Origin of the sequence: Vibrio sp. 1557 (assembly GCF_033340175.1) — a bacterium.
Classification (GTDB): domain Bacteria; phylum Pseudomonadota; class Gammaproteobacteria; order Enterobacterales; family Vibrionaceae; genus Vibrio; species Vibrio alginolyticus.
Genome location: NZ_JAWOVZ010000012.1, coordinates 110,808 through 122,641 on the forward strand (window position 1 = coordinate 110,808; position 11,834 = coordinate 122,641).

Annotated in this window: 10 protein-coding genes; 3 read left to right on the forward strand and 7 right to left on the reverse strand. The window is 47.4% G+C overall.

The genetic code is table 11. The features are described 5' to 3' along the window. Positions 1 to 631 precede the first annotated feature (631 nt). The 7 genes from R7070_RS15385 to R7070_RS15415 all read right to left on the reverse strand — a co-directional run bounded on the left by R7070_RS15385 (position 632) and on the right by R7070_RS15415 (position 8,292). Entirely contained in the window at positions 632 to 1,390 is a 759-nt protein-coding gene (locus tag R7070_RS15385) for an SDR family oxidoreductase (protein WP_005375778.1), read from the reverse strand. 110 nt (positions 1,391 to 1,500) lie between these two features. Then, complete coding sequence (gene mmsB / locus R7070_RS15390) at positions 1,501 to 2,406, reverse strand: 3-hydroxyisobutyrate dehydrogenase (protein ID WP_005375775.1); 906 nt, start codon at positions 2,404 to 2,406, stop codon at positions 1,501 to 1,503. A gap of 11 nt (positions 2,407 to 2,417) precedes the next feature. After that, positions 2,418 to 3,557 (reverse strand): enoyl-CoA hydratase/isomerase family protein, encoded by a 1,140-nt coding sequence (locus tag R7070_RS15395; RefSeq protein ID WP_176311597.1) that lies wholly within the window; start codon positions 3,555 to 3,557, stop codon positions 2,418 to 2,420. Positions 3,558 to 3,565: 8 nt separating this feature from the next. Further along, positions 3,566 to 4,351, reverse strand: a complete 786-nt coding sequence (locus R7070_RS15400) for an enoyl-CoA hydratase (RefSeq protein ID WP_256900011.1) — start codon at positions 4,349 to 4,351, stop codon at positions 3,566 to 3,568. A gap of 38 nt (positions 4,352 to 4,389) precedes the next feature. Continuing rightward, positions 4,390 to 5,544: an acyl-CoA dehydrogenase family protein gene (locus R7070_RS15405; RefSeq protein ID WP_171344093.1), complete on the reverse strand. Its 1,155-nt coding sequence runs from the start codon at positions 5,542 to 5,544 to the stop codon at positions 4,390 to 4,392. 19 nt (positions 5,545 to 5,563) lie between these two features. Next, complete coding sequence (locus tag R7070_RS15410; protein ID WP_064369191.1) at positions 5,564 to 7,057, reverse strand: CoA-acylating methylmalonate-semialdehyde dehydrogenase; 1,494 nt, start codon at positions 7,055 to 7,057, stop codon at positions 5,564 to 5,566. A gap of 23 nt (positions 7,058 to 7,080) precedes the next feature. Further along, a complete protein-coding gene (locus R7070_RS15415) occupies positions 7,081 to 8,292 on the reverse strand; it encodes a thiolase family protein (protein WP_005375769.1) in 1,212 nt (403 codons plus the stop codon). 275 nt (positions 8,293 to 8,567) lie between these two features. Between R7070_RS15415 and R7070_RS15420 the strand changes: the two genes are divergently transcribed. The 3 genes from R7070_RS15420 (at position 8,568) to R7070_RS15430 (ending at position 11,808) form a co-directional block, all read left to right on the forward strand. Continuing rightward, complete coding sequence (locus R7070_RS15420; protein WP_017821195.1) at positions 8,568 to 8,942, forward strand: MerR family transcriptional regulator; 375 nt, start codon at positions 8,568 to 8,570, stop codon at positions 8,940 to 8,942. A gap of 66 nt (positions 8,943 to 9,008) precedes the next feature. Beyond that, positions 9,009 to 10,178, forward strand: coding sequence for an isovaleryl-CoA dehydrogenase (locus R7070_RS15425; RefSeq protein WP_256900010.1), 1,170 nt, complete (start codon positions 9,009 to 9,011; stop codon positions 10,176 to 10,178). 25 nt (positions 10,179 to 10,203) lie between these two features. After that, the gene (locus R7070_RS15430; RefSeq protein WP_064369189.1) at positions 10,204 to 11,808 is read left to right on the forward strand and encodes a carboxyl transferase domain-containing protein; all 1,605 of its coding nucleotides are present in this window, start codon (positions 10,204 to 10,206) and stop codon (positions 11,806 to 11,808) included. Positions 11,809 to 11,834: the final 26 nt, after the last annotated feature.

The window sequence follows — 11,834 nt, forward strand, 5'->3', positions numbered from 1 at the left end:
AACCGTTATTTGCTACGATACGATTGGTATCAAGCCAAGAACCAGTTGTTATAGTCATTAGAATGTTTATGTGTTGAGCATGAGTAACGTCGGGCTCAGAGCGAAACAAAACGGAATTGAGTGGAGATCAAAACCACACTCTTAGTGTGAGTTTATTGTTACACTTTGAAACACTATGTTACATTTGGCGCATTATGAGGAGTAAAAAGTTAAAGCTCATTAGCCACAACTGGAAACTAACCTTCCATTAATGGAAGTTACACACTTTAAATCGAATATTAACCTCAACACGAATTTCTCGTGCTTCAACAATTAATTATTTAAAAACAAATAGTTGAAACTTAAAATTGATGAGACTGACTATCAACTTCATTTACGCAGATAGCCTTAATGAGAAGCGGAAACTAAAAAACCAAAAGTGTGATCAGCATCAAATTAATGATTTCACTTAATATTTGAGTGGTATTTACATCTCTTTATTGGATTGCGAGAAATCATTCTCAAGGTAAATCCAAACATAAGTTGTAAATACATTTGGGTTGCGCAGAATTAGCACTCCACAACATAGAAAATGTTGAAATGGAAAGAAACTTATTATTCAGGTCTATCAGAGCCTTATTTAAGTGGTCACTTACATACGAATACCGCCATCCACTTCTAAAACCCTGCCAGTAAAGTAATCACTCTCAATAATGTATTTTACTGCATGCGCGATTTCGCTTGTTTCGCCCATCCTGCCAACTGGGATCATCTTTTCTAATCGCTCTATGGCTTCTGGTTTCATTTGCTCTGCCATCGCGGTATGAACTACACCTGGTGCAACCGCCGCCGCGCGAATACCGTATCTTGCGAGCTCACGGGCCCATGTTGTCGCCATGGTCGCGACCGCCGCTTTTGACGCAGAATAATTGGTTTGTCCGATATTCCCTGCTCTCGCAACACTAGAAATATTGATGATAACGCCTTGGGAGCCACTCTCAATCATCTTGACGGCAGCTTCACGCCCACACAAAAATGTTCCTGTCACGTTAACGTTCATGACCAAATTGAATTGATCTAAAGACATCTTACTGATCACGCCATCTTTTGCTTTTACAAGTAACCCATCTCTTAACACGCCAGCGTTATTGACTAACCCATTGAGTTGACCAAAATCTTGGATAATCGCTTCAAACGTGGTTTCAACATCGATTTCGTTGGTGACATCCACTTGATATGTCAACGCTTTCGCACTCAGCATTCGACACTGCTCTTGTGTTTCCATTAAGCCACTGGCGTTTACATCCAATAACGCTAAATCAGCGCCAGCTTGAGCAAGGGTAATGGCCATCATTTGCCCAAGCCCCTGCCCTGCTCCTGTAATGGCAATAACACTACTTTTTATGTCCATATTGGTGCACTCCATAGCTCGTAATGTTCTATACCTCAACCAGTCTAAGTTGGCCGAAATGATGCGCATTTTACGTCACCATCTCGGGGTGGTTTGTCACAAAACTCGGTCTAGCCTTTCTTACTCTTGTATAACTCAAATAAGCTTGAGAAATCGAGCTCGCCGTGGCCGCTCGCGTTGTGGAAAGAATATAAGTTGCGCGCTAACGACCCCATCGGAACCGAAGAATGTGTTTGTAACGCCGCATCTAACCCCAAGCCGAGATCTTTTAGCATGAGTTTGCTCATAAAGCCCGGTTGGTAATCGTGACTGGCTGGCGCACTGTCCATCACGCCTGGGCAAGGATTGTAAAGCTCCAATGCCCAATTTCGGCCAGAGCTTTGCAGCATGATGTTTGATAGCACTTTTGGATCGAGTCCATGATCGATACCTAGGTTTAATGCCTCGCACGTACCAGACATTAAAATGCCGAGCATAAGGTTGTTACAGATTTTCGCCATTTGACCATCACCTGCTTTGCCAGCATGGAAAACATTTTTTCCCATATACTGCAAAATCGCATTGGCTTTAGAAAACGCTTGATCCGAACCACCAACAATAAAGGTTAATGTCGCCGCTTTAGCGCCAGCAACGCCCCCCGAAACGGGTGCGTCGACAAACAACACGCGTTTATTTGCCGCTTCATTGGCGACTAATCGCGCAGAGTCCGGATCAATGGTTGAACAATCAATCATCAAGGTACTTGGCGAGACAAGATTGAGGACACCTACGCCACCATGTAAGTCACCAAGATACACGGAACGAACGTGAGACCCTGCTGGTAGCATCGTGATGACTGTGCTAGCACCATCCACGACTTCCTCAATAGAGCTCGCCACCACCGCACCAAAAGGTACTAGTTGCTTTGCGGCTTCGCTATCGACATCGAATACTTGCACGTTAAATCCAGACGCGAGTAAGTTTTGCGCCATAGGATGCCCCATTCTTCCTAAACCGATAAATGCGATGGTACTCATGATCATTCTCCTTATTGACCTAGTGTTTGTTCACCCAAATTAGCAAGCGGATGCTCATTATCCGACCAAAGCGAGGTAAACAAAGTATCGATAACATCTTCATCGACTTCACTGACACTGTTAAATATCCAGCTCGGCTCGCCATCCCGGTCAATGAGCCGAGAACGGACGCCCTCTTTAAATTCACCTAATAAGGCACTGCGAACCGACAAACTCAACTCTAAACGGAAGCAATCTGCAAGCGGTAAGCTGTGGTACTCTTTCACTTGTCTAAAGCAAATATGCGCGGTGATCGGACTGCCCGATGCGAACGTTTGTTTCGCGTTTTCTATCCACTGGCTATTCCCTTCGATAGTCATGATTCGCTGTGCTATCGCATTAAGATCAAAGCCTTTGCACGCTTCCTCTATCTGATCTAAGTATGGACAAATTTGCGTGGTTGGTTTGCTATCAATAACTTGTTCTTCCATTAACTGTAGTAGTGCAGTTACCAACTCTTTCGCGTCTTCTTTGCCCCACTGGAGCCGCTTTAGCTCATCCAGTAAGGTGGGATACTGCTCTTCCAACAGTAACCAATCGGCCAAACCAATAGTGACAGCGTCACTTGAGTTCACCATGGAACCTGTCAATCCGAGGAATAAACCCACCTGCGGATCTATCTGGCTTAAAAACCACGTACCTCCCACATCAGGATACAGTCCGATATTGATTTCTGGCATAGCAAGGCGTGATGTTGTTGTCACAACTTTATGGCTGGTTCCCATAAAAAGCCCCATCCCACCGCCCATGACAATACCTTCTCCCCAACCGATAATGGGTTTGTTGTAAGTGTGGATGAGATAGTCACACTCATACTCCAACGAGAAATAGTTCGTACAGAACTCTACGATTTTTTCTTTACTCTCGTTATGCATGACGTGATACATAGCTCGAACATCACCACCAGCACAGAATGCTTTTTCTCCAGCGCCAGTCAGTACCACACAAGCCATATGTGGATCATCTTGCCACTTGATAAGCTGATCGTTGAGTTGGACCAACATGTCATACGTCAATGCATTCAATGAAGCGGTGTTTTCTAACGTTGCGATACCAATGCGGTGCACGCCATCTAAGCACTCTATTTCACTAATGGTTACCATCCCTGCCATGTGGCCTCCTATCGGTTTTTCCATTGCGGTGGGCGTTTTTCTAAAAAGGCGCGAACACCCTCAACTTGATCTTCCGTATCAAAGAGATTCAGAAACAACTCTCGCTCTTTCATGAAGCCGTGCTTAAGTGGCGCAGAGCGCATATTTTGAATGAGCGCCTTACATGCGGCGACAGAAGATGGTGACTGGTTCGCAACAGATTCAGCAAGCTCCATCGCTTTACTTAAAGCTTCACCTTTGGGAACCAGCTCCTCAACTAGGCCTAGTTCTTTTGCTTTGTCAGCGCTGACTTGCTCTCCACATAAAATGATACGCTTTGCCCAGCCTTCCCCTACTAACGCTGGGAGGTTTTGGGTACCGCCAGCGCAGGGCAAAAGTCCGACTTTGGCTTCAGGTAAAGCAAGTACCGCTTGCTCTTCAACTACTCGAATATCACAAGCTAATGCCACTTCTAAACCTCCACCCATGGCGTAACCATTAATGGCGGCAATGGAAACACCACGGAATTCCGAGAGCGTTTCAAAGGCTTCACCAAAGCATCGCGCCATGTCTAACGCAACCGCTTTGTCACCGTCAGAAAATAGCTTGAGATCTGCACCAGCAGAGAAAAATTTTTCTCCACTGCCGGTTAAAACCAGTGCGTAGACCTGCTTATCATTGTTAAGTGTGAGTATCAGCGACTTCAGTACCTTGAGGCTCTCTGCTGTCCACGTATTGGCTGGCGGGTTGTTCATCGTCACCACTGCAACGTGATTAGTGATCGTATGTTGAATGGCTTCTTGGGTTAATGGCATATCTGAATCCTTTCTCAATGAGCAAATCCAATACTTCGCTAAAGCAAAGCCGACTCCTCAGAGAGCAAACGACGTGCGATGATCAAACGCATAATTTCGTTCGTTCCCTCCAGAATTTGATGCACACGCACATCTCTGAAATGACGCTCCATTGGATACTCTTTGATGTAACCATAGCCACCATAAAGCTGCAGCGCGTGGTCGCAAACCTGAAAACCTACATCGGTTGCGAACCGTTTTGCCATCGCGCAATAAGCCGTAGCATCAGGGTCATTTCGGTCGAGTTTACTGGCGGCATAGCGCACCAACTGCCGCGCAGCCACTAGCTCTGTCGCCATGTCTGCCAATTTGAATTGTAAGGCTTGAAACTGCGCAAGCGGCTTGCCGAACTGCTTACGCTCTTGAATGTACCGTGCCGCCTGATTAAGGGCCTGTTGAGCCGTACCGACGGAACAGGTCGCAATATTTATACGCCCTCCATCAAGCCCTTTCATCGCAAAGACAAAACCTTGCCCTTCTTCGCCCAGTAAATGGCTAGCTGGAATAACGACATTTTCAAAAGTAACCGCTCGTGTTGGTTGGCTGTTCCAACCCATTTTGGGTTCTTTGCGCCCATAGCCGATACCATCAGCGTGAGCAGGAACAACAAATGCGGACACGCCTTTGGCACCCTCATCTCCGGTTCGCGCCATCACGACCAAAACATCTGTCTCTCCTGCGCCAGAGATAAAGGTTTTGCCACCATTCAGCACGTAAGTATCACCTTTTTTGCTCGCGGTTGTGGCCAACGAAGCGGCATCCGACCCCGCATTAGGCTCGGTTAAGCAATAGGAGCCTAACCACTCCCCCGTAACTAATTTCGGACAGAACTGCGTTTTGGCTTCATCGGTAGCAAAACTGGCTATCATCCAACTGACCATGTTGTGAATCGTCATAAACGCCGTAGTGGACGTACATCCCATGGCCAGTTGTTCAAAGATAATTGAAGCATCCAAGCGACTCAGCCCTAGGCCACCTTGCGCTTCTGGAGTGTAGAGACTGAGAAACCCCAGTTCCCCCGCCTCTCTCAATACGTCTTTGGGGAAGATCTGCTTTTCATCCCACTCCGCCGCCATCGGTGCTAAACACTCATCGGCAAATTGCTGAGCGGTATCAGCAAATGCACGTTGATCTTCATTAAGTTCAAAGTCCATAAAAGCTCCTTTTATTCACTCAGCGCAGTTGGATGGTCAGATTGGGCCCCGTCGGAATATCGTCATCAAACCAACGTGCCGTCACCGTTTTAGTCTCGGTATAAAAACGTACCGCTTGTTTACCATACGCATGTAAATCACCATAGAAACTGCCTCTCCAACCAGTAAAGGAGAAAAATGGTAAAGGGACTGGAATTGGCACATTAATCCCAACTTGACCGACTTGAATGTCATGCTGATATTTTCTCGCAGCAGCGCCATTAGCGGTAAATATAGAAGTTCCGTTGCCGTAAGGGTTGCGATTCACTAACTCAATGGCCTCTTGCAACGTTTCGACTTCCATACAAACTAAAACAGGGCCAAATATCTCTTGCGTGTAAATCGACATGTTCGCTGTTACACCGCTAAACAAGGTTGGGCCAATCCAGTTTCCATCGGGAAAGCCGTCCACTTCACACTGACTGCCATCGAGTTCACACACTGCGCCTTGTTGTTTGCCATCTTCGATTAGGTCCAATACGCGTTGCTTGGCTTGCTCACTGATCAGTGGGCCATAAGCAGCCTGTTCATCATCCCAAGGCCCTGGGTGTACTTTCGCCATCGCCAGTTTCAGGTCTGCAATCCATTGTTTTGAATCGCCGACAAATACCGCAACAGAAATTGCCATACAACGCTGCCCCGCAGCCCCTACGGAGGCTCCGATTAGGTTATTCACCACTTGATCTTTGTTTGCATCAGGCATGATCACCATGTGATTCTTTGCACCAGCAAAAGCTTGAACCCGTTTAAAATGTTTAGTCCCTGTAGTGTAGATATAACGGGCAACGGGAACCGAGCCAACAAATGACACCGCTCGAATATCAGGATGAGCCAGAAGAAAGTCGACTTGCTCTTTGCGGCCATGAACGACCTGCAACACTCCTTTCGGCGCGCCAGCTTGCTCAAATAGTTCAGCTAAACGAATAGAGGTCAATGGCACTTGTTCGGAGGGTTTGAGCACAAACGTATTGCCCGCAGCGATAGCGATTGGGAACATCCACAACGGAATCATGGCTGGAAAGTTAAACGGCGTAATGCCGCAACACACACCTAGGGGCTGAATCATTGAGTAACTATCAATATCCGTGGCAACGTTTTCGACGGTTTCTCCCATAATATTGCTGGCAATGTTTGCAGCCTGCTCAACCACCTCGATACCACGCCACACATCGCCTTTGGCATCCGCTAAAATCTTACCCGTTTCATGAGAAAGCAGTGTGGCAAGCTCATCATGATGCTCTTTGAGCAAGTGCTGATAACGCAGCATAACTCGGGCACGCTCGGATATTGCCACTTCCTTCCAAGATTGGAATGTCTCTTTCGCATTATCAATGGCGGCTTCCATCTCGTGCTCTGTGGAACATGGAACGTACGCAATGACATCATTAGTGGCGGGATTGGTTACCTCAACCCAATCCGATGTTTGAGATTCACGAAACTCGCCACCAATAAACAAGGGAACCAAACGAGTCATCATTTACTCCTTTCTAATTTCAATTAAAGCGGTATTTCAATGCCTATCGCCGTGGCTTCTCCACCACCGATACAAAGTGACGCAACACCCCGCATCACTTTTTTGGCTTCGAGATCACCATTGGTGCCTAGCGCTTGTAGCTGACGCAAACTGTGAATCAATGTCACCAGAATTCGTGCGCCACTAGCCCCTATCGGATGCCCAAGCGCACAAGCTCCACCTTTAATATTTACTTTGCTCGTATCTAGTCCAAGTTCCGCCACCGCTATTTGTGTCACAACGGCAAAGGCTTCATTGATTTCCCACAGGTCCACTTCATAAATTGACCAATCTAGCTGGAACAGCAGTTGCTCAATTGCGTAGACGGGTGCCAAAGTAAATTCTGCAGGTTTTCTGGCATGTGTAGAGTGCGCCTTGATGATCGCAAGTGGTTTAAGCCCCTGATGACGCGCAGTGTCTTCATCCATAAGCACAAGAGCCGCCGCGCCATCTGAAATGGCACTCGAATTAGCAGCGGTCACCGTACCTTTTTCATCGAATGCAGGTTTGAGTTGAGGAATTTTACCAAGGTCAATCGAGCGTGGGTGCTCATCGTAGTCCAGCACCGCTTGTTCTGACTTGGTATTGAGTGAAACCGGCGAAAGTTCATCGGCAAACAAGCCTCGCTCTTGAGCTTCCAACGCACGTTTTGCCGACATCACGGCCCATTCATCCATTTGCTCTCTGGTGAACTTAAGCCTGTCAGCGACTTGCTGAGCATAAACACCCATTAAGTGCCCTTCGTAAGCATCTTGTAGCCCATCGAGAAACATGTGGTCATACGCAGACTGGTGCCCCATACGCATTCCCTTTCTCGCCTCCCTCAGCAAATACGGCGCATTGGTCATACTTTCCATACCACCAGCAATGGCAGAGCGAATCGTTCCAGCTTTAATGAGATCGTGCGCTAACATGACGCTCTTCATGCCAGAGCCACACACTTTGTTAATGGTGGTGCACCCTACACCCAAAGGAAGATCTGCCCCCATAGATGCTTGCCTCGCAGGAGCTTGTCCACACCCTGCTGGAAGCACACATCCCATGAACACTTCATCCACCGAAGTCACATTCACTTCGTGCATTGCCGCCTTGATCGCCAGTGCGCCTAATTGAGGAGCAGAGTAAGTTTGCAACTTGCCTTGAAAGCGCCCAATTGGCGTTCTTTTCGCGCTGACAATCCAGATGTCTTTTCCCATGATTCGCATTCCCTTAAGGTATATGTGAACACTTGGCAGACTGATGACACCCTACATAGAATTACTCACCAAGCGCCGCACCAGCCTTTATCGCCTTTTTCACTAGCAAACTTTCATTCCGCGATTTCTTGACGTTTACGTAAGCATAGCACTAGCCTTTACAATGAGATGAAAAAACACACCAAGCAGGCGTTTATATTTCAAAGTTGATGTTCGACCTTCCCATTAAAGGTTCGATTTCCAGAAACTGGATTTTTATTCGAGGTAAGTATGTTATGGAAAAATACAAGATCAGTGACCTCGCCAAGGAGTTTGATATTACTACTCGCAGTATCCGGTTTTATGAAGACGTGGGTCTGATTGAACCAGAGCGAAAAGGCAATATGCGCGTTTATCAACGCAGGGATAGAATTCGCCTCAAACTGATTTTAAGAGGGAAACGACTCGGTTTTTCGTTGGCAGAAATTCGTGAACTTTTCGAGCTCTACGACATGCAACAAACCGAAGGACAGTTGTTGAAAATGCTCAATATCATTGAAGAGAAACAAGCCGTCCTACAGCAACAACTCAACGACATCAGCGTCGTTATGGCAGAGTTGAATGCCGCTAAGGAGCGTTGTATTCAAACACTCAAAAGCAAGCAGACATAAACGCTATACTCAATTAGCAACACCGCTACCGGCTTTTCCACCTTACCTCTGATACCGGGAGACGTTATGAAAAGCACCTATACCCCACTCAATTTCGGACTTGGTGATACCATCGATATGCTCCGAGAACACGTTAATGCCTTTGCTACGGAACATATTGCGCCCATCGCCGCTGAGATAGACCGCGATAACCAGTTCCCGAATCATTTATGGCCTTTGTTGGGAGAAATGGGGTTGCTTGGTGTGACCGTCGATGAAGAGCTTGGTGGTGCAGGCATGGGATACCTCGCTCATGTTGTTGCCATGGAAGAAATCAGCCGTGCCTCTGCGTCTGTCGCTTTAAGCTACGGCGCTCATACTAACCTGTGCGTCAACCAAATCTTTCGTAACGGCACGCCTTCTCAACGTGAAAAATACCTTCCAAAACTCATTGATGGTACGCACGTTGGCGCCCTAGCGATGAGTGAGCCCAATGCAGGTTCAGACGTGATAAGCATGCAACTGAAAGCGGAGAACAAGGGCGACCATTTTGTACTGAATGGCAACAAAATGTGGATAACAAACGGGCCCGATGCTGACGTAGTGGTGCTTTACGCTAAAACGGATGTCAGCGCAGGTTCACGTGGCATTACCGCATTCATTATTGAACGTAACTTCGCAGGTTTCACTCATGCTCAAAAGCTGGACAAGCTAGGCATGAGAGGCTCGAATACTTGCGAACTTGTATTTAACCATTGCGTAGTGCCAAAAGAGAATATTCTTGGCGAGTTGAATCAAGGCGTCGAGGTGTTAATGAGTGGGCTGGATTACGAGCGCGTCGTCCTCGCTGCCGGACCACTCGGGATAATGCAAGCTTGCATGGACATCGTGGTCCCGTACGTACATGAACGAGAGCAGTTTGGAAAACCCATTGGCGAGTTTCAGTTAGTTCAGGGCAAGATCGCCGATATGTACTCTCGAATGAGTGCAGCAAAAGCTTATGTATATACCGTCGCAGCGGCTTGTGATCGAGGTAACGCAACACGCAAAGACGCCGCTGGCGCGATTTTGTACAGTGCAGAACTCGCCACACAAATGGCACTCGATGCAATACAACTGCTCGGTGGGAATGGCTACATCAATGAATACCCTGCTGGTCGTTTGCTACGTGATGCAAAGCTTTATGAAATCGGCGCGGGTACCTCTGAGATTCGCCGCATGTTAATAGGCCGAGAGCTGTTCGAAGAATCTCGCTAACGGAACATACGACAAGGAAGTCATTATGGCCATTATCAAAAGTAAAACTAAGCCAACTGACGAGTTATTTCTTTCCAATAAAGCTGCGATGGAAACGTTGGTCACTCAACTTAATCAACACATCGAGACCATCAAACAGGGCGGCGGTGAAAAAGCCATTCAGCACCAGAGGCAAAAAGGAAAACTCCCCGCACGAGAACGCATCGCGCGCTTGCTTGATGACAACACTGACTTTCTCGAAATCAGCCAGTTTGCCGCCTGGCAAGTGTATGACGAAGCGATCCCCTGTGCTGGCGTTATCGCCGGCATTGGTATCATAGAGGGAATTCAATGCATGGTCATCTCCAACGATGCTTCGGTAAAAGGCGGAACCTACTACCCACTCACGGTAAAAAAACACCTTAGAGCGCAAGAGATAGCCCAACGTTGCCAACTCCCCTGCGTGTACTTGGTGGACTCCGGTGGCGCAAATCTCCCTCATCAGTCCGACGTCTTCCCCGATAAAGAACACTTTGGTCGCATTTTCTTTAACCAAGCGAGAATGTCGGCGAAAGGCATCCCCCAAGTTGCTGTTGTGATGGGGCTTTGCACTGCTGGGGGCGCGTACGTTCCTGCCATGGCGGATGTCTCCATTATGGTTAAAGAGCAAGGCACCATTTTTTTGGCGGGACCACCTTTGGTGAAAGCGGCCACTGGCGAAGTCGTGACGGGTGAAGAGCTCGGCGGTGCAGACGTGCATTGTCGAAAATCTGGTGTCGCAGATTATTACGCTGAAAATGATGAACATGCCCTAATGCTTGCGAGAGAAGCCATTGCCAATGCCAATAGAACAAGACCTGTTAAGCCAGAAAACACCGTACTTCCTCCCCGCTACGACGCAGAAGAAATCTACGGAATCGTGAATGCAAACTTAAGACTGTCATTCGACGTTCGAGAAATTATTGCCCGCATCGTCGATGATTCTGATTTCGACGAATTCAAAGCCTTGTACGGCAGAACGCTAGTGTGTGGCTTCGCTCGTATTCAAGGACACTTGATTGGTATTGTGGCAAACAACGGTATCTTGTTTTCTGAATCGGCACAAAAAGGCGCGCACTTTATTGAGCTGTGCGCCAAACGGAAAACACCGCTTCTCTTTCTCCAAAACATTACCGGCTTTATGGTCGGAAAAAAGGTTGAAGAAGAAGGCATCGCAAAACATGGCGCCAAGCTAGTGATGGCCGTCGCTTGTGCTGACGTGCCGAAGTTTACCGTGATCATCGGTGGATCGTACGGCGCTGGTAATTACGGCATGTGCGGCCGAGCGTATGATCCAACCATGATGTGGATGTGGCCGAACGCGCGTATTTCTGTGATGGGCGGAGAACAAGCAGCAGGCGTTTTAACACAAGTTCGAAAAGACGCGAAGGAACGTCAGGGGGAAGCGTGGTCAGAGCAAGAAGAGCACATTTTTAGAGAATCGATCATAGACTTGTATGAAACACAAGGACATCCCTATTTTGCGAGTGCTCGGCTATGGGATGACGGAATTATTGACCCTAAAAAAACGCGTCAGGTGTTGAGTCAAGCGTTAATGGCAGCATTAAACGCCCCCATTCCTGATAGCGAGTTTGGCGTCTTCAGAATGTAAATATCCAAAGATGAATTAAGGAAGTA

Excerpts from the sequence above, each read along its gene's own strand:
- R7070_RS15420 (WP_017821195.1), top strand. The coding sequence starts at position 8,568 with ATGGAAAAATACAAGATCAGTGACCTCGCCAAGGAGTTTGATATTACT.
- R7070_RS15400 (WP_256900011.1), bottom strand. The coding sequence starts at position 4,351 with ATGCCATTAACCCAAGAAGCCATTCAACATACGATCACTAATCACGTT.
- R7070_RS15405 (WP_171344093.1), bottom strand. The coding sequence starts at position 5,544 with ATGGACTTTGAACTTAATGAAGATCAACGTGCATTTGCTGATACCGCT.
- R7070_RS15410 (WP_064369191.1), bottom strand. The coding sequence starts at position 7,057 with ATGACTCGTTTGGTTCCCTTGTTTATTGGTGGCGAGTTTCGTGAATCT.
- R7070_RS15430 (WP_064369189.1), top strand. The coding sequence starts at position 10,204 with ATGGCCATTATCAAAAGTAAAACTAAGCCAACTGACGAGTTATTTCTT.
- mmsB (WP_005375775.1), bottom strand. The coding sequence starts at position 2,406 with ATGAGTACCATCGCATTTATCGGTTTAGGAAGAATGGGGCATCCTATG.
- R7070_RS15395 (WP_176311597.1), bottom strand. The coding sequence starts at position 3,557 with ATGGCAGGGATGGTAACCATTAGTGAAATAGAGTGCTTAGATGGCGTG.
- R7070_RS15415 (WP_005375769.1), bottom strand. The coding sequence starts at position 8,292 with ATGGGAAAAGACATCTGGATTGTCAGCGCGAAAAGAACGCCAATTGGG.
- R7070_RS15425 (WP_256900010.1), top strand. The coding sequence starts at position 9,009 with ATGAAAAGCACCTATACCCCACTCAATTTCGGACTTGGTGATACCATC.
- R7070_RS15385 (WP_005375778.1), bottom strand. The coding sequence starts at position 1,390 with ATGGACATAAAAAGTAGTGTTATTGCCATTACAGGAGCAGGGCAGGGG.